This window comes from Sorangium sp. KYC3313 (genome assembly GCF_052075895.1).
Taxonomy (GTDB): Bacteria; Myxococcota_A; Polyangia; order Polyangiales; family Polyangiaceae; genus Sorangium; species Sorangium cellulosum_B.
In genome coordinates this window covers 8940059-8963160 of the sequence record NZ_CP197255.1, presented here as the reverse complement: position 1 = coordinate 8963160, position 23102 = coordinate 8940059, and the positions used below count along the sequence as shown (strand labels likewise).

At 73.6% G+C, this 23102-nt stretch carries 16 protein-coding genes; 9 read left to right on the top strand and 7 right to left on the bottom strand.

The annotated features are described in order from the left end of the window. The first annotated feature begins 131 nt into the window (after positions 1-131). On the top strand, positions 132-1268 hold the full coding sequence (locus ACSRUE_RS33985) for a D-alanine--D-alanine ligase family protein (RefSeq protein ID WP_441287220.1): 1137 nt from the start codon (positions 132-134) through the stop codon (positions 1266-1268). Further along, positions 1265-2644, top strand: a complete 1380-nt coding sequence (locus tag ACSRUE_RS33980; protein ID WP_441287219.1) for a GNAT family N-acetyltransferase — start codon at positions 1265-1267, stop codon at positions 2642-2644. The genes ACSRUE_RS33985 and ACSRUE_RS33980 overlap by 4 nt, the downstream gene beginning before the upstream one ends. A 30-nt stretch (positions 2645-2674) precedes the next feature. Here the strand turns inward: ACSRUE_RS33980 and ACSRUE_RS33975 are convergent, their stop codons facing one another. Next, positions 2675-3718 carry a serine/threonine protein kinase gene (locus tag ACSRUE_RS33975; protein ID WP_437768363.1) on the bottom strand — a complete coding sequence of 348 codons (1044 nt, stop codon included), beginning with the start codon at positions 3716-3718 and terminating at the stop codon, positions 2675-2677. A 233-nt stretch (positions 3719-3951) separates the two neighbouring features. On the opposite strand from ACSRUE_RS33975, the gene ACSRUE_RS33970 reads away from it, so the two are divergent. Together ACSRUE_RS33970 and ACSRUE_RS33965 are read left to right on the top strand one after the other, a co-directional pair. Continuing rightward, a complete protein-coding gene (locus tag ACSRUE_RS33970) occupies positions 3952-4374 on the top strand; it encodes a tellurite resistance TerB family protein (RefSeq protein WP_441287218.1) in 423 nt (140 codons plus the stop codon). 838 nt (positions 4375-5212) lie between these two features. Then, a complete protein-coding gene (locus ACSRUE_RS33965) occupies positions 5213-6034 on the top strand; it encodes a serine/threonine-protein kinase (RefSeq protein ID WP_441287217.1) in 822 nt (273 codons plus the stop codon). A 9-nt stretch (positions 6035-6043) separates the two neighbouring features. On the opposite strand, the gene ACSRUE_RS33960 is transcribed toward ACSRUE_RS33965, so the two are convergent. Then, positions 6044-7264, bottom strand: a complete 1221-nt coding sequence (locus tag ACSRUE_RS33960; protein WP_441287216.1) for a hypothetical protein — start codon at positions 7262-7264, stop codon at positions 6044-6046. Positions 7265-7511: 247 nt separating this feature from the next. On the opposite strand from ACSRUE_RS33960, the gene ACSRUE_RS33955 reads away from it, so the two are divergent. From ACSRUE_RS33955 to ACSRUE_RS33945, 3 genes are all read left to right on the top strand, one after another. Then, complete coding sequence (locus tag ACSRUE_RS33955) at positions 7512-8624, top strand: S-(hydroxymethyl)glutathione dehydrogenase/class III alcohol dehydrogenase (protein ID WP_441287215.1); 1113 nt, start codon at positions 7512-7514, stop codon at positions 8622-8624. Positions 8625-8852: 228 nt separating this feature from the next. Then, a complete protein-coding gene (locus ACSRUE_RS33950; RefSeq protein ID WP_441287214.1) occupies positions 8853-10418 on the top strand; it encodes an aminopeptidase in 1566 nt (521 codons plus the stop codon). Between the two features lie 159 nt (positions 10419-10577). Continuing rightward, complete coding sequence (locus tag ACSRUE_RS33945; RefSeq protein WP_441287213.1) at positions 10578-11339, top strand: type II toxin-antitoxin system RatA family toxin; 762 nt, start codon at positions 10578-10580, stop codon at positions 11337-11339. A gap of 115 nt (positions 11340-11454) precedes the next feature. On the opposite strand, the gene ACSRUE_RS33940 is transcribed toward ACSRUE_RS33945, so the two are convergent. From ACSRUE_RS33940 to ACSRUE_RS33925, 4 genes are all read right to left on the bottom strand, one after another. Next, positions 11455-13146, bottom strand: coding sequence for a right-handed parallel beta-helix repeat-containing protein (locus ACSRUE_RS33940; RefSeq protein ID WP_441287212.1), 1692 nt, complete (start codon positions 13144-13146; stop codon positions 11455-11457). A 62-nt stretch (positions 13147-13208) separates the two neighbouring features. Further along, the gene (locus tag ACSRUE_RS33935; protein WP_441287211.1) at positions 13209-14102 is read right to left on the bottom strand and encodes a LysR family transcriptional regulator; all 894 of its coding nucleotides are present in this window, start codon (positions 14100-14102) and stop codon (positions 13209-13211) included. 140 nt (positions 14103-14242) lie between these two features. After that, positions 14243-15484, bottom strand: a complete 1242-nt coding sequence (locus tag ACSRUE_RS33930; RefSeq protein WP_441287210.1) for a putative metal-binding motif-containing protein — start codon at positions 15482-15484, stop codon at positions 14243-14245. A 77-nt stretch (positions 15485-15561) separates the two neighbouring features. Then, positions 15562-20004, bottom strand: coding sequence for a DUF2339 domain-containing protein (locus ACSRUE_RS33925; RefSeq protein WP_441287209.1), 4443 nt, complete (start codon positions 20002-20004; stop codon positions 15562-15564). A gap of 295 nt (positions 20005-20299) precedes the next feature. Between ACSRUE_RS33925 and ACSRUE_RS33920 the strand changes: the two genes are divergently transcribed. Further along, complete coding sequence (locus tag ACSRUE_RS33920; RefSeq protein ID WP_437768353.1) at positions 20300-20566, top strand: hypothetical protein; 267 nt, start codon at positions 20300-20302, stop codon at positions 20564-20566. A gap of 27 nt (positions 20567-20593) precedes the next feature. On the opposite strand, the gene ACSRUE_RS33915 is transcribed toward ACSRUE_RS33920, so the two are convergent. After that, a complete protein-coding gene (locus ACSRUE_RS33915; protein ID WP_437768352.1) occupies positions 20594-21481 on the bottom strand; it encodes a DNA adenine methylase in 888 nt (295 codons plus the stop codon). Positions 21482-22028: 547 nt separating this feature from the next. Here ACSRUE_RS33915 and ACSRUE_RS33910 point away from each other — a divergent pair. Beyond that, complete coding sequence (locus tag ACSRUE_RS33910; protein ID WP_441287208.1) at positions 22029-23000, top strand: hypothetical protein; 972 nt, start codon at positions 22029-22031, stop codon at positions 22998-23000. Positions 23001-23102: the final 102 nt, after the last annotated feature.

The following is a 23102-nucleotide window of genomic DNA, read 5'->3' as shown; positions in this document are numbered from 1 at the left end:
TTTCGTTCGCGTGTCTCTCGACAGGCCACCCTCTCCGCCTTCGCCAATCGCCAGACCGCTCTCCGGCCGCTCCCTGAGCCCGGCGCAGCCGTCGCGGGCTCTCCTGCCCCGCGTAGGCCCGGAGGCGCGCGGTGCCTGAGCCTCGGATACTGATCCTGTCCAACAGAGATCCGGAGGAAGCCGTCGACGAGCCGCCACTCGCGCAGCGGGTGGGGAGCGGGCGGCTCCGGCTCGGTCGCGAGGACGGCAGCGCGGTGGTCGCGGAGAGCGTGCTCGCGGCCCTCGCCGCGGCCCCGGGCGTGCGCGTGGCGCACCGGCCCGTGCTCCGGCCGAGCGAGGTGCTCGCGGCCATCGGCGACCATCGCCCGGACGTGATCTTCAACCTGTGCGAGGCGCTCGACGGCGACAGCCGCCACGAGGTCATGTGCGCGTGGCTGCTCGCGGGGCTCGATCTCCGCTTCACGGGCAGCGATCACGTCGCGCTCCGGAGCTGCCTGCACAAGGCCGAGGCGAACCGGATCCTCGCGCGCGCCGGCGTGCGGGTGCCGGCGACGGTGCGGGTCGAAGGCCCGGATCGTATCCCGGAGGTCGCGTTCCCGGTCATCGTCAAGCCGGAGCGCGAGGACGGCTCGATGGGCATCGATCGTGGCTCGGTCGTCCACGATCGCAGGGCGCTCCGCGATCAGGTCGCCGCGGTCGTCGCGCAGTGCCGCCAGCCGGTGGTGGTGCAGCGCTACGTGCACGGGCGGGAGATCTCGGTCTCGCTGCTCGGGTGGCCGACGCCGCGCGTGCTGCCGCCCGGCGAGGTCACGTTTCAGGGCCTGCCGGACGGGCACCCGCACGTGGTCACGTACGAGTCGAAGTGGCGCCCGGAGACCGCCGCGTCGATCGGGACGCCCTCCTCGGCGGCGGTGCTGCGGCCGCTCGAGCTGCGCCGGGTCGTCGCCGCGGGCCGCCGCGCGTTCGAGGTGCTCGGGCTGCGCGACTACGGCCGCGTGGACGTGCGGCTCGACGAGCGCGGCGCGCCGCACGTCATCGACGTCAACCCGAACTGCGATCTCTCGCCGGACGCCGGCTTCGCGCGGGCGGCGGCGCGCGCCGGCCTGTCGTACGCCGACGTCGTCTGGGAGATCCTCCGCGCGGCGCTCGCCCGCGGCGCGCGCCACGACGATCTGCTCCGCGCGCGGGGCCGCGCGCCGGCGCTCGCCCGCGCCGCGGCGCGCTCCGCCGCCGGCGGCGCCCTCGCCGCCGCGCCCGAGGCGCCGTGATCACCCGGCGCGGCCTCCGCGCGGAAGATCGGCCGCTCATCGCCGCGCTGCTCGAGTCGGTCCCGGCGTTCACCGACGACGAGCGCGCGGTGGCGCTGGAGCTCGTCGACGTGGCGCTCGGCCAGCCTTCGACGGACGGTCATGGCTACCGGTTCGTGCTGAGCTTCCAGGGCGGCGACGGGGCGCCGCGGCTCCTCGGGTACCTCTGCTACGGCCGCACGCCGATGACGCAGTCCACGTACGACCTGTACTGGATCGCGACCTCGCCCGATTTCGCCCGGTCGGGGGTGGCGCGGGGGCTCGTGGCCACGATGGAGAGCGAGATCGCGCGCGAGGGCGGCGGCCTCGTGCGCGTGGAGACGGGCAGCCGGGAGGGGCACGGCGCGGCGGTGCGCTTCTACGACGCGGTGCAGTTCACGCGGGTCGCGGTCCTCGCCGACTTCTACGCGCCGGGCGACGATCTCATGATCTACACGAAGCGGGTCGCCCAGGCGCGCGCCTCGGCCGGCGAGGCGCCGGCGCGCGGCGACGCGCCCGCGCGCGGCGAGGCGCCCGCGCGCGGCGAGGCGCCGGCGCGGGGCGAGGCGCCGCTTCCGGGCGAGCCTGCGCTCTACGACGCGGCGTTCGGCTACCGCGACTACGCCGCCGAGCGCAATTTCCTGCTCGCGTGCGCGCGCCGCTTCGGCGGCCGCCCGGTGCAGCGCGTCCTCTCGTGGGCCTGCGGGCCCGCGCGGCACCTGGAGGCGTTCGCGGAGCTCGGCGTCGGCTGCGCCGGCGCGGACGGCTCGGCGGCGATGATCGCCTTTGCGGAGCGCGCCGCGTGCGCCCGCGGCGCCGGGGCGGGCATCCGCTTCTCGTGCGCGGAGCTCGACGAGCGCCCGGACGTCGCGCCGGTCGATCTCTCGTTCGTGCCGCTCTCGGCGATCCACCAGCTGGCCACGCCGGCGGCGCTCGAGCGCCACCTCCGGCTCGCCGCCTCGCTCCTCCTGCCGGGCGGCGTCCACGTCATCGAGGCGACCCACCCCGCCGATCTCACGCCGTCCGGCGTGAACAGGACGGAGTGGACCGAGCTGCGCGGCGAGCAGTCGATCGACGCGCGGTTCCGCATCCACATCGAGCGGTCGACGCCCGATCGCGTCGTGCCCGTGACCCTCGAGGTGGTGTGCTCGGCCCGGCGCAACGGCGGCGCGCCGAGGGAGCTCTCGTCGATCCGGCAGGAGGCGACGTGGTACGTCCCGGACCTCGCCGGGTGGCGGCGCATCGCGGAGCGGGTGCCGGAGCTCTCGCTGGTGGCGACGCTCGGCGACTTCAACGTCGACGTCCCGTTCGAGCACGCCGCGGCGTGGCGGCTGATCCTGGTGCTGAAGCGCCTCTGATCGACACGGCGCGCGGCTGCGCCCCGCTGGTCAGTTCAGGTCCCAGAAGTACTTGCCCCCGCTCGGCGGCGGCTCGTCCGCGGCGCCGCCGGGGCCGCCCGTGTCTCCGTCGCGCGTCAGCTGGAGCACCTCCTCGAGCGCGCTCGCCTCCTCGCGCCAGTACGCCTCCGTGCCGAAGTGCGGAAAGGTCCTCGGGAAGATGGGGTCGTGCCATCGCCGCGCGATCCACGCCGCGTAGTGGATCATGCGGAGCCCTCGGAGCGGCTCGATCAGCCCGAGGGTCGAGCGGTCGAAGCGGCGGAGCTCCTCGTAGCCCTCGATGAAGAGCTCGCGCTGCTGCCGGGCGGCCTCGTCGCGGCCGGGGAGGAGGAGCCACAGGTCCTGCACGGCGGGGCCGACGACCATGTCGTCGAAGTCGAGCACGCGGAGCGCGCCGTCGCGCAGGAGCAGGTTGCCCGGGTGCAGATCGCCGTGGATGCGGTGCACGTCGACGCCGCGCAGGCGCTCCTCGGCCGCGTCCGCGACGGCGCGCGCGGCCGCGAGGTACCGCCGCTCGACGGCGGCGGGGATGAGCTTGCGCTCGACGAGCCAGCCGAGGTCCTCGCGCGCGTAGGTGTCGGCGGAGAGCCGGACGCGGTGCTCGGCGGCGCTGGCCGCGCCCACGTTGTGGATGCGGGCGGCGAGCCTGCCGAGGCGCACGAACAGCTCGTCGCCGAGCTCGTCGGGGGCGCGGCCGCCCATGCGCTCGAAGAGGCAGTACGGGATGTGGTCGATCTGCTTGAGCGTCTCGCCGTCGGGGAACGGGCGCGTCGGGCAGACGGGGATCTCGGCGTCCGCGAGCTCCGCGAGGAACCGGTGCTCCTCGAGGATCTGCTCCCGCGTCCAGCGCCCCGGCCGGTAGAATTTAGCGATGACCCGGGTGCGATCCTCGCGCTCGACCTCGTAGACGCGGTTCTCGAACGAGTTCAGCGGGTAGCAGACGCGGTTGCAGTGGACGCCCGCGGCCTCGACGGCCTCGATCACCTTGTGCGGCGTCAGCGACAGGAAGAGGTCGGTCGGGGTGGTGGTGCTCATGGTGGGGAGAGTTGAGCACCGACCGGCGTCGCGCTCGACGAGAACTTTCGCCGCGCGCTCCTGGAAGCCGTCGCCGCGCGGCGAGCGCCGTTACTGAGCGGCGAGCGCCGTTGCCGCGCGGCGAGCGCCGTTGCCGCGCGGCGAGCGCCGTCACCGCGCGGCGAGCGCCGTTACTGAGCGGGCTCAGGGGCGCTGTGTCGAGCGCGGCCGTGATACGCTATCCTGAGGACCTCATGATGGAAGAAACGCAGCTTTCGTTTCGTCACCTCGAGATCAACAGGCTCGAGGCGATGGTCGAGATCATGTTCCTCGCAGCCTACGCTGACGGATCCATCAACGAGGCCGAGCGCGCCGAGCTCGCGCGGCACGTGACGGCCATGAGCGAGGGGCGCATCGGGGCCGACCTCGTCGAGTCGCTCCTCTCCATCATCGAGCGCTCGGTGCGCGAGGAGGGCAGGAGCGGCCGCTTCGCGGCGCTGCGCGTCCGCCTGCCCGACGTGCGGATGCGCGAGGCCGCGATCGAGCTGGCCGTCCGCCTCGTGGCCGCCGACGGCGTGATCCACGAGAGCGAGCACGCGCTGCTCGTCGAGGCGGCCAGGGCCCTCGAGGTGCCGATCGCGTTCAAGGGGCGCGTCGTGCCCGGCTCCGCCCGCTGAGCGGCGCGAGGGGCGACCGCGCCGCGGCGACCCCGGCGCGCGCCCCCGTGGGGGCCTCGCTGGCTATCGGGCGATCCTGACCGACATCCGCTGTCGATGTACCCGTCGAGCGCCGGTGTGGCGTGCAGGGAATGCGTCGTGCGACGACCGTTGCGCCGACGGATCGGTCGCGCGCTCGTCCCGGAACCGCGCCGGCGGACGACGCGTCGCGGTCGCGGAAGACGCGCGCGCCGGTCGCGGCGGACGGCGCGCAGCCCCCGGGGCGGGCCGATGGCCGCGGGCGCCGGATCTGATGCCTCCACACCGCAATCCCGGCGCCGCGACCGGGCGGGAAAGAGGCGGATCTGCGGCGATTTTCATCGGCCTGCTCCTTGCAGCACACGTTGGCAAGGACATGGACAGCCACCGAACTGACAGCTCCACGACGCCACATGGCGGCTCGATGGATCCCGCGTCGAATCGCTCCCGCCCCCCGAGCGGGGGCCGAGCCTCTCAGCGTGCGTACCGCTCGCCGCGGTCTCCGCGCTGGCCTTCCTCTCACCGCCCTCCGTTCGAGCCCGTCGACCTCCGGACGTCGGGCCGCCTGTCGCGGCCGTCCGGCTCGGCCTTCCGTCACGGCGGGGACGTCGCGCCGCTGGAGGCGCCGAGCGACGCTCCGGCCACCCCGGCGAGCGTACCGCCCGCCACGCTGCGGACCGGCCTTGCCGGCGCGCCCCCCCCCGCTGCCGCCCTGGCGGTTCCTGCGAACGACCCGTGCTCCGCCGCGCTGCGGCGCTACGCCCCAGGCGACGTCCTCGGGGGGCGCTATCGCCTCACTGAGCTCCTCGGAGAGGGCAGCATGGGCGCCGTGTGGAAGGCGCGGAATCTCTCCTTGAACCTCGATGTCGCGCTGAAGCTCATCCGTCACGACTGCGCCGTCCCCGAGGCCGCCTCGCGGCTGACCCGGGAGGCGCAGGCGACGGCGCGGGTGTCGCACCGCGCCGCCGTGCGGATCTTCGATCTCTGCTTCACGGAGGAGGGAGAGCCGTTCGCGGTGATGGAGCTCCTCCAGGGCCGGTCGCTCGCCCAGGCGCTCGCCGAGTCGGGCGCGATGTCGCCCATCTCCGCGGTCCAGCTGCTCCTTCCCGTGATCGGCGCGCTCGGCGCGGCGCACGGCGCGGGGGTCGTGCACCGGGACGTGAAGCCGGCGAACATCGTCCTCGTGCGCGAGGGCCGCCGCACGGTCCCCAAGCTGATCGACTTCGGGATCGCGTTCACCGCGGTGCGCGCGGCGGGCGACGAGCGGAGGGAGACGCTGGTCGGGAGCCCGGCCTACATGGCGCCCGAGCAGGTCCGCGGCGGGCAGGAGTCGGACGCGCGCGCCGACGTGTGGAGCGCGTGCGTCGTGCTCTACGAGCTCGTGAGCAGCCGTCGCCCGTTCGGCGGCCCGAGCAGCATCTCCATCGTGCACGACGTGCTGCGCGCCGCCCCGCCGCGCCCGGAGGCCCTCGAGCTGCACCCGCGGCTCTGGGAGATCATCGAGCGCGGCCTGGCCAAGGACCCTGACGGGCGCTTCACGACCATGGCGGCGCTCGGCCGCGCGCTGGCCCAGTGGGCGATCGCGGCCGGGGTCGCCCACGACGTGACGGGCGCGTCTCTCGTCGACTACTGGCTGTCGTGAGAGGGGCTCTCAGTACGTCACGCCGCAGCCCTTCGCCTCGGCGAAGGCCTTGATCGTCTCGAGCTCGGCCGTGGTCGCGTCGCTGTAGGCCCAGCTGATCGCGCCGGCGTATCCGTGGCTGTACCAGCTCTCCAGGAGCGTCGGCAAAGCGGCCGTCGCCAGGCCGGCGATGGGGAAATCTCCCATGATGACGGGCTTGTCCGTGATGCCGTAGTCCTTGGGCGACTGGTTGTATGGCCAGTACAGGTTGACCCGGTCGTTGATATGAAATGTGTAGAAATCGACGTCGGTGTTGCGCCAGGACCGCGCCCACTTCATCGACGCCGAGCCGATCGTGACGAGCGCCGTGCTCTCCGCGCGCAGCGCCTGGATGGCCTCGCCGAGGAACGCCGCCATCTGCGCGTGCTCGACCGGGTCCACCTGGGAGTCGGGTTCGTAGCGAGGGCCGTCGTCCGGGCTCGGTCCGGTCATGGCCAGCTCGGGCTCGTTGATCACGTCCCACGCGACCATCCGGTGCCGGTAGGGGCTCTGCGCCACGGCCCTGGCGATCGGCCGGACGACCTTGTCTATCAGCTTCGCGCGCCGCTTTGTGTCCTTCACGATGGAGGTGATACCGATGGTCTTCACGTCGGCGTCGAGCCGGGTCGGGTGGAAGTTGTCGAACGAGAACAGGCAGAACACCAGGTTGACGTCCGCCTGCTCCGCGAGCTCGAGCGCCTTCTGGACGTCGCGCCGCGCCGTCCCGCCGAGGCCGGTCGGGTTCTCGCTCGTGTCGAAGACGACGCTCTCGCCCCGGATCTCCGGCAGCATCCACCACCGCACGACGCTCGCCCCGTGAGCACGGATGTCGGCGAGGTTCTTCGCGTGCGTCTCCGCCTCGGCCGCGACGCCGCGCTTGTCCCACGCGGCGATGCCGCCGAAGTCGCCGGCGAAGTTGTGCCACGCGTAGTTCATTCCGAACATGAAGCGCTTCTTGCAGCCGAGCGTGATACCAGCGCTCTCCGTGGGGCACTCGTCGACACACGCCACGGTGTCGCTCGGCGCGCCTCCCTGTCCTCCGTGGCCACCCTCGGAGGAGGCGCTCTCGCCGCCGCCGCCGCCGCCGGCGCCGCCAGCGCCCTTGCCGGCCGCCTCGCCAGCAGGCGGGCTCTCGCCGGTGCAGGCGACGAGGACCAGCGCGGCTGTCGTGATGAGCGCGCGGAGACCCGGTGGGCAACGGAGTGTGTTCATAAGGACAGCGGGGTGATCGTACGCGTGCTGTCACGCGAACGCCATCCTCGGGTGGCGGCGCGGGCAGCGAGCGGGCTGCGCATGCGGGCAGGCCGGGCGGCGCAATGCGGGCAGGCTGGACGGCGGGCGAGGCGGGGCGGCGCCAGCGGGGTTCCCCTTGAAACCTGCTTCCCCGCCCGGCTATTGGAGGGGCTCGGGCGCCGCTCGGGCCCCGAACGCCCCGCTTGCGGGAGGAGAACCACCGATCATGAAAGCGCGCGCAGCCGTGGCCCACAAGGCCGGCGAGAAGCTGACGGTCGAGGACGTCCAGGTGGAGGGCCCTCGCGAGGGCGAGGTCCTCATCGAGATCAAGGCGACGGGCGTCTGTCATACCGACGCTTACACGCTCTCGGGCAAGGATCCGGAGGGACTCTTCCCCGCGATCCTCGGCCATGAGGGCGCGGGCGTCGTCGTCGACGTCGGGCCGTCCGTGAAGAGCCTCAAGAAGGGCGATCACGTGATTCCCCTCTACACGCCCGAGTGCCGGCAGTGCTCTTATTGTACGAGCGGAAAAACCAACCTCTGCCAGGCCATCCGCGCCACGCAGGGGCGCGGGCTCATGCCGGACGGAACGAGCCGATTCTCGATCGGCAAGGAGCGGATTCACCATTACATGGGCACGTCGACCTTCTCGAGCTTCACCGTCCTGCCCGAGATCGCCGTCGCCAGGATCCGCGAGGACGCGCCGTTCGACAAGGTCTGTTATATCGGCTGCGGCGTGACGACGGGTATCGGCGCCGTCATCAACACCGCGCAGGTGAAGCCCGGCGACAACGTCGTGGTCTTCGGCCTCGGCGGCATCGGGCTGAACGTGATCCAGGGCGCCCGGATGGCCGGCGCCGACATCATCGTCGGCGTCGACATCAACCCGAAGCGCCGCGCGCTGGCCGAGAAATTCGGCATGACCCACTTCGTCAACCCGAGCGAGGTGGCGGGGGATCTCGTGCCCTACCTCGTCGATCTGACCCGGGGCGGCGCCGATTTCAGCTTCGAGTGCATCGGCAACGTCAAGGTGATGCGCCAGGCGCTCGAGTGCTGCCACAAGGGCTGGGGAACGAGCATCATCATCGGCGTCGCGGGGGCCGGCGAGGAGATCGCCACGCGCCCCTTCCAGCTCGTCACCGGGCGCGTCTGGAAGGGCACCGCGTTCGGCGGCGCCAAGGGGCGCACCGACGTTCCCAAGATCGTCGACTGGTACATGGAGGGCAAGATCAAGATCGACGAGCTGATCACCCACACGATGCCGCTCGACGACATCAACCACTCCTTCGACCTCATGCACGAAGGCGAGTCGATCCGCAGCGTCGTGCTCTTCTCCTGAAGCGGCGCGGAGCTCGACGCCGGCCGCCGCGCGCGTGACCGCAGGGGCGGACGAGCGCACTGGGCCGCTCGCCGCGCGGGCCTGGCGCGCGCCGAGCGCGCCGAGCGCGGCGCGTGCGCCAGGCCTTTCGCGACATGCCCGCGCGCCAGGCCTGCTCTTCGGGGCGCATGTCGGTGCCCTGTCGGTGCCCTATCGGCGGCGACGGGTGCTGCAAAAATGCTGACCCATGTGACATCATTCGCCGCCATGGTCCATGTCACCTCCCTGGCGGGGCTGCCCGCCAACGCCCTCGCGGAGTCGAACGCGGCGATCGCGGCGTGTGATGCTGTCGTCCTCGTCGCGCCATCGCCCATCGCGAAGTACGCGGGGGGGCTCGGGTCCGCCGTGGGCGCGGTGGTCGAGGCGGCGGCGCGCGTCGACTCCGCGCTCGAGGGCAAGAGTGCTCCGCTCGTCCTGCCGGCGCCGGGGGTGCCTGGCGGGCGCCTGGTGCTCGCGCCGATGGGGCCTCTCTCGGAGGACATCGATGACGTCCGCTCCGTCGCGGAGGCCGCGGCGGCCGGCTTCGCGCGGGCGGTGGACGCGGGGGCGAGCCGGCCGCTGCTCGTCTTGCGCGCTCCGGTGGGCGCCGCGCCGCGGTTCGCGCGGGCCGTGGAGGTGGGCGCGCTCGCCGCGCTCGGGAGCCAGTGGACGCCGCTCGAGGCGCGGGAGGCGGAGATGGCCCCGCGCTCGGCCGAGTCGGTCGCGGTGCTCGGGCTGTCGGAGGCCCGCGCCCGCGAGATCGCGGCCATCGAGGTCGGTCGGGCGCTCTGCCGCGACATCACGGGCACCGAGCCGGAGCGGATGGCGCCCCGCCGCGTCGCCGAGATGTGCGAGGCGGCGTTCGCCAGGACGGGGGTGCTCGTCAAGATCGAGCGCAACGTCGATGACTATCCGCTCATCAGCGCGGTCTCGCGGGCGTCGCGGGTCGTCGAGCGGCACCGGCCGTGCGTCGTGCGGCTCGACTACAGGCCTCGCGGGGAGATCCGGCGAACGGTGCTGCTCGCGGGCAAGGGCGTCACCTACGACACGGGCGGCGTCGATCTGAAGACCGACGGGCACATGGCCGGCATGTCCCGGGACAAGGGCGGCGCCGGCGCGGTCGCCGGCCTCGTGCGCGCGGCCGCGGCGCTCGGCCTGGAGGGCGTGCGCATCGTCGGGCTCCTCGGGCTCGTGCGCAACAGCATCGGCGAGGAGTCCTATGTGAGCGACGAGATCATCCGCAGCCGCGCCGGCGTGCGCGTTCGGATCGGCAACACCGACGCCGAGGGCCGCCTCATCCTGGCTGACCTGCTCGCGCTCGGGCGGGAGCTCGCCATGAGCGGCGCGGCCGACCCTATCGTGTTCTCGGTCGCGACGCTGACCGGGCACGTCTACCGCGCCCACGGGCCTTATACCGGCGCGATCGGCAACTCCGCCGCGCGGCCGGAGCTCGACAGGCTCGACGTCCTCGCGGAGCGCTGGGGCGAGCCGATGGAGCGCGCCCGGCCGCGGCGCGAGGACTACGCGTTCGTGGCGCCCCGATCGAGCGCCGAGGACGTGGTGTCCTCGAACCGCCTCGCCTCGGTGAACACGCCGCGCGGGCACCAGTTCCCCTTCGCGTTCCTCGACATCGCCTCGGGGCTCAAGGGGGGGGCGCTGCCGTTCATCCACCTCGACATCGGCGGCGTCGGGGTCGAGTCGGCGGACTGGCAGTTCGGCCGCCCGACCGGCATCCCCATTCCCAGCTTGACAGCCTACCTCTCAGGCGAATCCTAGCCGATAGCAGCGGGAAGGAGGAGACAGGGGGCCTTCCGAGCACCCGTGGAGAGTCCGGAGGGAGCTCGTGTTTTCCGCGCTCGATGGGCGGGTGATCCGTTCTCGGTGGCAGCGTGGGGGGCGGCCCGAGCGGATGTGTCGCGCGGTATCATCGGGGCGATGGGGGCGGCCGGCACGTCGCTGGCAAGCTGGGCCGTCATGCGGAGAACTCGCTCGACCACGACCGGCCATGGCGCACCGATCTCGCGCGCGCTCGCCGGGGGACTCGCCCTCGCGGCCACCGCGTGCAGCACGGGGGAACGGGGGATCAACCTGGATGTACCGCGCCTGCCGGCACAGCGCGACAGAGGCGATGTCCTGCCGGCTGCCACGAGCGACGGCGAGCAGGCCGAGCGCGCGCAGCCGGCGCCCGATACGACCGGGATCACGAGCATGGCAGTCCCGATCGGAAGCACCGGATTCGCGCGTGGACGGTCGACGGTGGTCGTGAAGGGCTCGCTGGAGCGCGTGCGCGCCGCGGTGCTCTCGTTCGAGCGTTATCCGGAGTTCATGCCGCACTACAAGAAGTGCCGCCTGCTCGGGCGCACGCCCGCGGGCGGGTGGGATCTCTACATGGAGGTCTCGGCCCTTTCGGGCGCGGTCACGATGTGGGCGCGCATCGAGATCCAGAAGCCGGTCGTCGAGGATGGCGTCGAGACGTACTCATCCCGCTTCATCTCCGGCAATGTACAAGATCTCCAGGCCACCTGGCGGCTCGAGAAGATCGACGCCCAGTCGATGCGCCTGTCCCTCGAGGTGTACCTCCGGCCGAAGCTGCCGCTTCCGAAGAGCCTCCTCAACGCGGAGAACCTGGACGGCTCGGCGCGCGCCGTCGCAGCCATCCGGGCGCGTGTCGAGCAGGCGCAGGACGGGAATCGCTGACGCGCGTGCCAGCGAGGCGGAGAGGCGGCGAGGCCGGCATCACGAAAGCCGCTCGCTGGGCGGGCTCGCCCGTGGCCGGTGATCGCCGCGCGGCGGCGCGAGGCGCTCGCGGCGCTCAGGGCAGCCGGGTGCTGAGGTTGGCTATCCCGTCCGAAGGGCCGTCGAGGGGAGGGGAGCCGAGCGTCCACTTGCGGACCGGCGTGCCCGGCGGCAGGCCGACGTAGTTGTGGCGGTGCCGGGACCCGTTGAGGTGCGCCCGGTTGCCGGTGAAGGCGCTGAGCCCCGCGGGATCCTCGTCCTGGATGCCGTAAAGCGTGTTCCTCGACAGCGTGTTTCCCTCGACCAGCGCGCGCGCACAGGCCCTCAGCCAGATCCCTTTGCCGTCGTTGTTCGCGGACTGGCAGCCGATGATCCGCGCGTCGCGCTGCCTGTCGAGCAGGAACCCCGCGCCCTTCTGCGGATCGCCGCGCGACGGACCGGCGTCGACGGGCGGGGCCGGCGGCTGCACGAACAGGGGCGTGCGGTGGACCGTGTTGCCGTCGGCGATGCAGTCGACGAACGCGTTGCCCTCGCCGCCCACGAGGCCGCCCTGCGGATCCGCGAGCGGCGTCGAGGCGATGAACCCGGCCGCGAGCCCGTCGTCCTCGGCGGTCCCGCTCGCGTTCCTGTTCCCCACGGCCACGCAGCGCCTCAGCACCACGTGGCGGGTCGAGTGGAGCGCGAAGCCGCCGGCGGGCGCGTTCGCGCTCGCGCCGTGGTTGCCGAGCGCGCGGCAGCCCTCGATCAGCCCGCGGTACACCGCCCTGCCGATGCGAAAGCCGAGCGCGGAGAAGTCCTTGACCGCATCGGCGGACGCGGCCGGGTTCGCGTTGTAGTTCCCGTCCGCCTCGCACTCGACCATCTCCAGGTTGCTCGTGGTCGAGATGTTGAATCCGCACGCGCGGTTCCCGGTGAGCGTGAAGTTCCGGTTCGCCCTGCAGCGCAGGAATTTGTAGTTCTCTCCCCACGCGAAGAAGCCGGCCGGCTCTCCGCCCGACGTGTTGTCGTGCGCCTCGCAGTCCTCCACGAGCACGTTGCGGCAGATGACGAAGTCGGCGCCGACGACGTTGAACTGCACGCCGCTCGGCTGGGCGCTGGTGTTCGCCGTGCGGTTGAACACGCACCCTTTGACCTGCACGTCGTCGCAGAACAGGACGAGCGCGCCCAGCGTCACGACGAAGTCGAGCCGGCTCGTGTTCTCCGAGCACACGCAGTTGATCATCCGGATCCCTGCTGCGAAGGCGACGCCGCCGGCCGCGTCCCGGGCGCCCATCACGAAGATCCCGCCGTTGCGGCACAGGAAGCCCGTGTCGAACACGCCGTCGCCGCCGCACCGCCGGACCGACAGATCGAGCAGATCCAGCTGGCTGCACGCCCTGGCGGCGATCCCCACCCCCTGGATCCCGAGCACGCTGCCGTTCCTGATGACGAGCCGCGTCCTCCCCTCGGCGAACACGCCCACGTTCCCGGAGACGACCTCGCCCCGGCAAGGCCTCGCGCCCGGGCCGGGGGCGACGACGGGCGCCGGAGGGTCGATCTGCCGCAGCGTCCTGCCGCGCAGGTCGAGGGTGACGTCATCGCTCGCGATCGTGATGGCCCGCGCGTTCGCGTCCGGCGCCACCCAGTCGACGTCTTCCACGAGGGCGTACACGCCGGGCGCCGTGATGACGAAGGGGGCGCGGCGCTCCGGGTCCGGTCCGCCGTTGATGTCCTGCGCCGTGATCGGCGTCGCGGGGAGGCGCGCGCCGGCGCCGGGGAGCTCGCTCATGGTCCTCGGCCGGGAGTCTACGCCGTTCAGCCCGCTCCGCGCGGCGCTGGCGAGCGCGCGCCTCACTGGATCGGCACCGCGCGCAGCGACTCGGCGAGCTTCGCGTAGAGCGAGCTCCGCGGGTCGTCGCGCCGGTAGATGAGCCGGAAGTGATCGCGCGCGAGGGGCGCGGACGGCAGGAGCCGCTTCAGCTTGCCGCCGCGGAGCTCGGCGGCGACCATGTGGCGCGGCAGCACGGCGACGCCCTCGCCGGCGAGCACCAGCGCCTTGATGGCGGCGCCGAGCCCCACCCAGCGGTGCCGCGCGAACGCGAAGCAGCCGGCGCCGCCCGCCTGATCCGCGAGGTACCGGAACAGCGGCATGGTCGGGTCGATGTCGAGCAGGCAGTGCCGCGACGCGTGCTCCGGGCGGGCGAACGCCTCGCGCCGGAGCAGCTTGGGGGAGGCGACGAACGCGTAGCGCTCCTCGTGCAGCGTCTCCGCCGCCAGGGTCGTGGCGCTCCAGCGCGCGCTGGTGACGACGCAATCGACGCTGCGGTCGTAGAGGCGCTTCAGCAGGTCGTCGGAGGCGCCGAAGTAGAGGTGGAGCGTCAGCTCGGGGCGCCGCCGCGTCAGCGCGCCGAGCTGGGGGACGATCCACGACATCCCGAGCTCGAACCGCGTGCCGAGCGTCAGCTCGACCGGCGCGGGCGCGGGGCCCATCGCGCTGCGGAGGCAGTCCTCGGCGAGCGCCAGGCACTGGCGGGCGCGCGGCAGCAAGGCGAGCCCGCGCGGCGTCAGCTGCACCCGGCGCGTGGTGCGCTCGAACAGCGGAGCGCCGACCTGCTCCTCGATCTGCCGGATGCGCTGGCCGAACGCGGCGGGGCTGAGCGCGACGGCGCGCGCTGCGGTCCGGAAGTTCAGCGTCCGCGCCGCGGCCTCGAAGCAGGCGAGGTTCTCCAAGGAAGGGAGCAGCATCGCGGTATCGTATCGATTTGCGCAACAATCCCGGCCGTAAAATACGGGATCGCGCCGGTCACGGCGCGCGGTCCACCTCGCGCCGCGCCGCGGCCGGCGCGCGTGAGCCGGAGGGCTCGGGGCGTCCGGACGCCGGGGCGCTACCGGGGATCCTCGACGGGCGCGGTCTCGAGCGGGACGGTGCCGCCGTTCGCGACCCACTTGAAGCCGTCGACGAGCGCGGTCGAGTCGAGCCTTTCGTCGCCGGTGTCGAAGATCATGAACCGCAGCTTGAGCTCCTCGCCGCCGGTCACCGGGGCCCGCGTGCGCAGCCAGCCGGTCGCGCCGGCGTCGTTCCAGAGCCCGAAGCCGGTGCCCTCGAGCTCGTCCGTCCCGAGCGGGCACGCCTCGCAGACCTCGAAGAAGCTGAGTTTGACGCTGACGGGGTTGCCAAGGCTATCGAACGAGAGATTGCCGTTGAGCGACCCTGGCGGGGCCGGCGTCGCCAGGGCGACGAACTGGTCGTTGAAGCAGTCCTCGACGAACTCGGGGTATTCGAAGGTGTAGAACTTGAACGCGAACTCGTAGCCTGTCGCGTTCGTCGGCGTGCGGAGGACGAGCTCGAGGGCGATGTCGTCGTTGATGTTCGCCGAGGGACCGCACTCGGAACTGCCTTGCGGGAAGCCGGGCGGCGCCTCGCCCGGCCCGTAGTTCTTGCAGCTATCCGCGTTGCACGAGCCCGGCCACCGGGCGATCCGGGCGCGACCCGAGGACAGGACGAGCAGGCGGGACCCGCCCTGCGGGCGCACGTTGGGGCCGAAGGAATCGAGCACGCCCACCGCGGGCGAGGGCTCCGCGGGCGAGCCGTCGCCGCGCACGTACTGCGCGCTCAGCACGCCCCACTTCCTGTCCCCGGGCGACGCCCTGGCGCAGAGGTCGATCGCGTGGGCCCCGTGGATGGCGTCGAAATCGGCAGGAGCGATGTTCCTGTCGCAGGCCGGCGGGGCGTTGTCGATCACGCCATCGCAGTCCTCGTCGGCCGGCTCGGGCACCGCGCCGCTCTGGTCGGGCTCCGTGATCACGACCTCGACGGCGCCTGGGTTGACGTTCGGGTCGCCGTCGTTGCAGTCGCCGTCCTCGATGGTGAACCCGTCGCCGTCCTCGTCGGGCGACGGGCCCTCCTCCGCCGGCGCGCCGCCGTCGCCGAAATCGGCCCAGGAGCCCGTCGACTCCACCCGTCCGCCGGCGCCCGCCTCCGCGGTCGTGGCGCTGGTCGCGCCTCCGCCGCCGCCCTCGCCAGGCGCCTGCCGGTCGCGCGCCGTCGCGGAGCACGCGCCCGAGGCCCAGAGCGCCGCCCCGACGCTCGCGCAGAGACCCAAGTAGACGAAGCGCCCGCCTCTCATGGTGCATCCACCTCGATGGTTCGTCCGGACCGCCGGAGCGCCGCGTTCCCGGCGACCCGCGGCAACATGCGAGCACATCACGGCCTGGGCTCGCTGTCTTCTGTTCGCTGCCGCGGCGGCGTGGGGTCGTCGGGCGGCGCGCCTCGCTCGCCTCGCTCGCCTCGCTGGAGGAGCCGCGCGGCCCACAGCGAGAGCGCGAGCAACCCGACGGCCAGCGCGCCCCCGATCGGCGCGCGGTGCCGCTCGGTGAACGGAAGGTCGCGCGCGACCGGGGCGGCGCCGAGCCCCGGGTTTGCCGCTGCGGCGCGGAGCCTCGCGGCGGGGGGACGCTCGCGCGCGGTGGGGTCGAGCAGGTCGACCAGATCGTAGCTCGGGCGCTTGCCGAGCGCGTCGCCGACGTAGAGCCAGTGCGGCCCCGGCCGCGCGGCGCGGAGCACGATCTCGCGCGCCCGCACCTCGCCTTGCGCGCCCGAGAGGGAGAGCGGCGCCGAGTCGCCGTCGTGGATCGTGAGCCGGAGGAAGCGCTTCCGGGTGGGGCTCAGCGGGATCCGCGTCGACGCGAGCGAGGGCCCTGACGCACCGTGCGGACGGATGCGGTGGATCATGCCGCTCCCCACGGCCGGCCAGACCGCGCGGTACGTGGTCGAGGCGACGTCGACGCGGCGGCTGAACTCCGGCGTGGCGACGTCGAGGAGGACGGCCTCCAGCGGCGCGCCGTCGGCGCCGGCGTCGAGGGTGACGAGCGTCGTCTTCGCCTCGCTGTCCCGCTGCGTCTCGACGATCGCGAGCGGCAGCAGCGCGGGGGACTCGGTGGGGGCCTGCGGCTCGCACGAGACGGCGCCGCCCGTGATCCGGACGTCCGCGGCCGCGTCGCGCGCCGGGGCGCCCTCGGGGACAAGGCGGATCCGGACGAGGGCGGCGCGCGAGAGGGGATAGCGGACCGACAGGTGCTCGACCGTCTCCGTGCCCTGGGGGATGCGGTACACGTAGGCGCCGCGCGCGACCTCGCTGAGCGCCCTCGGATCCGCGCCGGTCTCGACCCGGGCCTCGCGGAGGAAGCTGCCGCCGGTGACGCTGAGCTCGACGCGGCAGTGGCGCGTGCCGGGCGCGTCGAGCGCCCAGGTCGCGTGCGCCACGCCGGCGGCGTCGACCCCCGGATCGAGCATCGTGGCCGCGATCCGCCCGGAGGCGTGCGCGGCGCCTGGCTCGCGGATCACGTAGGGCACCTCGGCGCCGTCGGGGCCGGCGATGCGGACGTCGGCGAGCAGCTCTTCCGCGCGGCTCTCGCGGTAGAGGTCGAGATCGACGTCGACCCGGTGGTCTCCGGCGGCGTCCACGCCCTCGATGGGCCGGACGAGCGCGTGCTTCTCGATCGGGAGCGCCGCGCCGGTCTGCGCCTCGGAGGGCCGCGCGAGGGTCATCGCCGCGAGCAGCGCGAGCGGCCCGGCCGCGCCCCGCGATCCGGCGCGCAGGAGCGTCACGAGGCGCCGGCCGAACCGCGCGTAGAGGAACCCTCCGCCGACGAGCAGCGCCCCGACGCCCGTGAAGAGGGCGATCTGGTAGATGCGCTCGACGTGCCAGACGTCCCAGGTCACGAGCTTCGCGATGGTGACGGCGAACAGGGAGAGCCCGGCGTAGCGATGGAAGGCGTCGCGCGCCGCGAACCCCGCGGTGAGCAGCGCGATCGCCGCGAGGGCGAGCACGAGCGTGGTCGCCATCGCGAGGCTGCCTTGCTGGCCCTCGAGGACGGCGCGGTGCTGCACGGTGAGCTCGGCGAACTCGGCCGCGTCGAGCGGGGCAGGGGGGGCGGCGGGGAGCGCGGTGATCGCGCTCCGCACCTCGAGGACGACGGTCGTGATGAGCAGGGCATACCCTGCGCCCAGCGCCGCGGCCGCGGCGCCGCGCAGCTCGGCGCGCGCGGCGTCCGGGGGGCGGGCGAGCGCCGCGCGCGACAGCAGCCGCCCCGCGGCGAGCAGGGCGGCGCTCACGCCCGCGAACGCATAGGTCCTCGCGTTGAGCAGGACGGGAACCGCCATGGTCCCGTCGCGGCCGTGCGTCGCGAACCAGGTCGTCACGAGCGCCTGGGCCTCGGCCCGATCGACGACGAGCGCCCGCGCGAGGGCGGCGGAGAAGAGCAGCAGGGTGACCGCGAGCCAGGCGCGCTCGCCGGTGCGCGCGGCGATCGCGGCCGCCACGGCCGCGAGGATGCTCCAGACCACGGTGACCGTCGCGCCGCCGAGCCCGAACGCGACGGCCGCGGCGAACAGGGCGAGCGCCTGTCCGAGGAGCAGGGCGATGCGATCGGCGGGGGGCGCGGCGCCGGCGCGGGTCACGCCGGCGCGGAGGAGCGCGGCGCCGAGCGCCAGGTCCAGGGCGCCGGCGCCCGCGGTGAGCAGCGCGCGGAGCGTCGGCGCGTCCTCCGGCGTGGCGCCGAGCGCGGCCGCGACGAACCCGAGCGTCGCCACGCACGCGGCGAGCGCGTCGGACCACGAGGGCGCCGGCGCGCCGGGCTCGCGCGTGCGCCGCGCCGAGGCGCCCGCGGCGCCGAGGAACACCAGCATGACGAGCGCCGATGCGCCGAGGAACCCTGCGTTGACGGCGCTCACGGCGTCGACGGCCCCGGCGGCCGCCGAGGCGCCCGCGTCCGCCGGCGCGATCGCGAAGCGCGCGGCCGCCGCGAGCGCGCCTGCCGAGACGAGCGCCGCGGCGAGGAGCAGGGCGGGGAGCGCGGCGCGCGCGGCCGTCCACGCCGCGAGGGCGGCCGCGCCCGCGAGCGCGAGCGCGAAGAGCGCCGCATCGTCCTCGATCAGCAGCATGCCCGCCGTGCAGGCGAAGAGCGCCGCGCCGGCGGAGCACGCGATGGCGGTCTTCCGATCGAGCTGACCTGTGAGCCCGGCGCCGCGGAGCCACCCCGCGAGGTAGACGAGCGTCCAGGCCGCGACGAGCGCGACGAGCGTCGTCCGGTGCGCGGCAGGCGCGTCCGCGAACGTCGCGGCGAAGGCGAGGAAGGCGGCGCCCATCGGCGCCAGCAGCCAGGCGCCCTCCTCCGGCGCGCGCAGGGCGACCAGCGACGCGAGCGCGAGCGCGATGGCGGCGGCCGTGAGCGCGCGCGGCGCGTCGAAGAGCAGCGCGGTCGCGCCCGCGTGGGCGAGCACGAGCGCGGCGATGCTGGTCGCCGTGGCGTCCGCGCGCGCCGCGACGCGGAGGACGCCGGTCGCTGCCCCGCCGGTCGGCGCGGCGCTTCGGTCGGGGCTCGGGGCGGGCGCGCGGCGCAGCCACAGCGCGCGCAGGATGCCCTGCGCCGCGGCGAGCGCGACGAACGCGAGGGGCGCCGCGCGCGCGGCGAGCGGGAAGTAGGGCCCCGGGAGCGCCTGCGCGGGCGAGTCGAGCCAGGGCGCCGCGTCCGGGTCTCCGCTGGCCGGGGCGGCGCCGGCGTCGAAGTGCGTGGCGTACCAGCCCCAGAACAGCGCCGTATGGCCTGCGATCGCGAGCCACGGCGCGACGCGGAAGCCGAGCCTCGCCGCGACGGCGTGGGCGACGCTCGTCATGAGCAGGAGGTAGCCGAACAGCACGAGCGGCCTGTCCTGCCCCGCCGACAGCACGACGGGGTTGAGGAAGCCGGCGACGAGGCTGAGGATCAGGATGGCCTCGCCGCGGTGGCGGAGCGCGAGGCCGGCGCCGAGCAGGAGGAGCACCGTGTCCGCCGCGAACGCCGCGGGGATCGGGACGAGCTCGTACAGCGCGGCGCTCGCCCACACCGACGCGATCAGGACCGAGAGGCCGAGTCCGAGGAGCGTGTGGACGAAGCGACGCTGCGCGCGCTCGCGGAGCACCTCGGCGATCGCGAGGAGCGCGGCCCCGGTCGCGGCGCCGATCGCGACGCGCCCGAACGGCCCGATCCAGGCGTTGTCCGAGGCGTACTTGAAGAAGAAGAGCGCGCCGAGCAAGAAGGTGGTCGCGCCTGCGCGGGTGAGCCAGGTGAGGCCGAGCCGCTCCTCGATGGAGGGTCGCTCCGGGGCTTCGCGGTGCGCGGGCGAGCCGGCGCCGAACGCGCTCGCGTCGAGCGTCGCCGCGGGGCGAGGCGCTGGAGGAGCGGCGGGATCCGGGAACGCGACCGCGGGGGGCGCCGCGGCCTCCGCGGCGGCGAACGCGGCGGCGAACGCCGTGGACGCGACCGCCGGCGGCGCGCCGGCGGTCGCCGCGTCGAGCGCGGGCGGCGCACCTGCGCCCTCGGGGTCGAGCGCGGGTTGCCCCGCCGCTGGGGGCGGGATCGCGCCCTGGGCCATCGGCTCTTGCTCCAGGCCGTGTGTGCTTCGCGGGCTCTCCGCCGCTGCGGTGAGCGCTGCGCGGCCGCGCTGCCCGGAGAGCTCGGCCACCCGGTGCTCCAGCGCGTGGATCCGAAGCTGCAGGTCCTCGTTGCGCCGGTTGGCCCGGACGGCGAACACGAAGGCGACGAGCGGGGCAACCAGGAGATAGGCGACGAGCGCGAGCCCGAAGAAGACGACGATTCCTGCCCCCATGCATGCTTCGTAGCATGGGGTGCGCGTCGCAGGCGCCGCCCGTCCGCGCGATGGTGTTTGTGCTGTTCACGCTGCTCGCGCTGACGGCCCCATCGGAAGGCGAGGACCTTTCGGCGCGCGCTGGGATTCGGGTAAGGTGCATCCGCATGAGGAACACACGCCTGCCTGATCGCCGCGCGCCGGGCGCCTGCTATCTTCCCCGTGTTCCCGGACGGCGGCGTTGCTCGGGGGGGGAGCGCGGCCATTCGGGAACAGTTCTTCTGTCCTCTCGACCTTCTGCGCCGGAGACGTCGCGATGGTGAAGCACCCGACCGTCTCTGCATGGCAGCGGGATCACGAGGAAGGTGGTTATACGGCCGAGTTGCACGGCTGGACCTTGCGGGTCCGCTGGATACCCGAGCGCCCGGGCGAGGTCCGTGGCTTCGTGTGGGAGGCGGTCGATCCCTCGGGGAACAAGGTCACCTCGCGCGAGATCCACGAGGAGATCGAGGTGGCGATGGCGTACGCCGAGGAGCGCGCGGCCCCCGATCCGAAGAAGCACGAGGGGAAGACCGTCGATTGAGCGGCGCGCCGCGCGGCGGCGCCGGGCTCAGCCCGCCTTGTCTGCGGGCGCCGCCTTGCGGCTCCGTCTGGCCCCGTAGTTCCGGATCACGATCTCCCCCACGCGGCCTCTGGCGTCGCTCTTCGCGTTGATGCTCCGGAGCGCCGCGACGCGGTCGATCTTGAACCGCTTGTAGAGCGGCGGGATCTCCGGAACATCGGAGTTCGAGAGCATCACCTGGACGCCTCGCCCGTCGAGCTCCGCGAAGAGGGCGGCGAGGCGCTCCTGGTCGCGGAAGCCGAAGCCGCCCGCGCTGTAGGACGTGAAGTTCGCGGTCGGCGAGACCGGCGAGTACGGCGGGTCCAGGTACACGAAGTCACCTTCCTGGGCGTGGTCGAGCACGCGCTCGAAGTCGCGGACCTCGATCTCGACGCCCTGCAGCGCCGCCGAGCAGGCCCGCAGCTGGGGCGGGTTGCAGATGGACGGCTTGACGTAGCGGCCGAAAGGCACGTTGAAGCGGCCGGCGCTGTTGACCCGGTAGAGCCCGTTGAACCCCGTCTTGTTCAGGAAGATGGTCCGCGCGGCGCGCTCGGGCAGGGTGAGCGAGGCGGGATCGACGTCGCGAACCCTGTAGTAGTGCGCCTCCTCGTAGGCGTGGCCGCCCAGCGCGGCGATCACCTCGTCGACCCGATCGCGCACCGCCCGGTAGCAGTCGATGAGCTCGGCGTTGACGTCCGTCAGCGTCGCGCGCTTCGGCTGCAGGCAGAAAAAGAGCGCGGCCCCCCCCATGAAGGGCTCGAAGTAGCGCCCGTAGGACGCGGGGAGGAGCGGCTGGAACTGCCGGAGCAGCTGGCCCTTGCCGCCCGCCCATTTGAGAAACGGGCGGGGCGTCACGGGCGCGTCGTCGTCGGAGTCGGTGACAAGGGCGGTGGTCATCGCGCAATACTGGACGCCAACCTACCAGGGCGCGCGATCGTCCTCAACCGCCGAAGGCCACCGCGTGCGAGCACCCTGGTCCGACGCGCCTCGCCGGTCCGCCCCCGACGCGCGGGTGCCCGGGGCCATGGGTCTCTCCAGGCTAGGTCGTTCTATGTCCACGCCGCGGCCCCGTCGGGTGGCAATGTGCCTTGAGGTCGACAGCGGATGTTGGTCTGATTTGCTAGTGATTCCGGTTGCTTGTAAGCATGCGTGAGCGTGCGTGTCCCGGCTGGAGCGCCGCCCGGATCATGGCATGTCGCCGCTTGCGCGATCGCCGAGCAGGGATAAGTTGAAGTCTCGACACGCGGGCTGAACAGCCGCTGGTGGAGCGGAGCTCTCCCGCATTCGCGCACCGCCGCGTCAGGCCATCTCGCCGGTGGACCTGCGCGGCGCGGCAGGGGCTCGCTCGGGCGCTGGGCGCGGGCGTCCCGCGCCGGGTGGCGGCTCCTCCAGGGGCCGCCATTCGTGGCAGCCGCCGTTGCTTCTCGACAGGAGGGATGCCGCCATGATGCTTGCCTTCGACCTCGATCGCGACGACGCCCCGCAGCAGCGCGGCCCCGGTCCTGCGGACGGACCGGGTTGTTTCGGTGAAGCCGCGGACTACCGCGCTCAGCGGATCCTGTACGCCGCCCGCGACTGGATCGGCGAGCAGGACGGCATCACAACCGACGGTCGCTCGCTGATCCTGCTGCACGCCCAGCGGACGCCGCCGGATCGGCGCGAGGCGCTCGTGCGCTGCTTCGAGCGCGTGATCCTGCACGCCCCCCGGCCGGAGCTCGCCGCGCTCGCCGCGTCGCTGCGCCAGGCGGGGCTCTCCGTGGACGAGGACCTCTCGGTGATGGGCGCCCCGGCCGGCGAGGTGCGCGCCGCGGTGCAGGGGCTCAGCCGGTTTCGCACATTCCCGCCGGGCCTGCGCCTGTCCAGGGTGTCGCCGGACGACGACGAGGCGTCGATCCGCGCGATCCAGGAGCTTCAGGCCGAGAGCGGCCACGCGCCGCTCCCGGGGTGGTACCTGCGCGGCGGCGAGGGGCGCTCCTTGACGTTCGGGCTGCGCGACGGCGCGGGGGCGCTGATCGGCTGCACCACCCTGTGCGTCGTGACGCGGCCACAGCCTGCCGAGATCGGCGGGCGCGAGGCGCTCGCCCAGCTCGGGCTGCTGGGCGCCCCGCCGCTCTGGATCTCCGACGTGGGCGAGGCGCCCTCGTGGACGGCCATGCCGATCTGCACCTGCCTGCGCGAGGACCACCGCGGGCGGGGGCTCGGGGCCCCCCTGCAGGCGGCGGCGCTCCGGGAAGGGCACGATCGCTTCGGGATCCGGTGGTTCTACGCGCTCGTCAAGGCCGGCGACGAGATCGCCAAGCGCATGAACGCGCGTTGCGGGCTCGCCCCGCACCGCGCCGAAGGGTTCCTCGTCGCGTCGGCCGTGCCCTCCGAGAAGCCCCGGCGGCCGGCGGACGGGCGCCGCGGCTCAGGCTGACAGCACGGGCGCGAGGAGAAAGCGCCGCCGTCCGAGCCGAGGAGCCACGGGGCCGGCGGCCGCCGCGCGGGGCACCTCGCCTCGGACGAATGCGCCAGAGGG

Coding starts and splice junctions, on each gene's coding strand:
- ACSRUE_RS33925 (WP_441287209.1), bottom strand. CDS start 20,004: ATGGGGGCAGGAATCGTCGTCTTCTTCGGGCTCGCGCTCGTCGCCTAT.
- ACSRUE_RS33910 (WP_441287208.1), top strand. CDS start 22,029: ATGATGCTTGCCTTCGACCTCGATCGCGACGACGCCCCGCAGCAGCGC.
- ACSRUE_RS33930 (WP_441287210.1), bottom strand. CDS start 15,484: ATGAGAGGCGGGCGCTTCGTCTACTTGGGTCTCTGCGCGAGCGTCGGG.
- ACSRUE_RS33970 (WP_441287218.1), top strand. CDS start 3,952: ATGATGGAAGAAACGCAGCTTTCGTTTCGTCACCTCGAGATCAACAGG.
- ACSRUE_RS33945 (WP_441287213.1), top strand. CDS start 10,578: ATGGGGGCGGCCGGCACGTCGCTGGCAAGCTGGGCCGTCATGCGGAGA.
- ACSRUE_RS33955 (WP_441287215.1), top strand. CDS start 7,512: ATGAAAGCGCGCGCAGCCGTGGCCCACAAGGCCGGCGAGAAGCTGACG.
- ACSRUE_RS33975 (WP_437768363.1), bottom strand. CDS start 3,718: ATGAGCACCACCACCCCGACCGACCTCTTCCTGTCGCTGACGCCGCAC.
- ACSRUE_RS33920 (WP_437768353.1), top strand. CDS start 20,300: ATGGTGAAGCACCCGACCGTCTCTGCATGGCAGCGGGATCACGAGGAA.
- ACSRUE_RS33965 (WP_441287217.1), top strand. CDS start 5,213: ATGGGCGCCGTGTGGAAGGCGCGGAATCTCTCCTTGAACCTCGATGTC.
- ACSRUE_RS33915 (WP_437768352.1), bottom strand. CDS start 21,481: ATGACCACCGCCCTTGTCACCGACTCCGACGACGACGCGCCCGTGACG.
- ACSRUE_RS33940 (WP_441287212.1), bottom strand. CDS start 13,146: ATGAGCGAGCTCCCCGGCGCCGGCGCGCGCCTCCCCGCGACGCCGATC.
- ACSRUE_RS33960 (WP_441287216.1), bottom strand. CDS start 7,264: ATGAACACACTCCGTTGCCCACCGGGTCTCCGCGCGCTCATCACGACA.
- ACSRUE_RS33935 (WP_441287211.1), bottom strand. CDS start 14,102: ATGCTGCTCCCTTCCTTGGAGAACCTCGCCTGCTTCGAGGCCGCGGCG.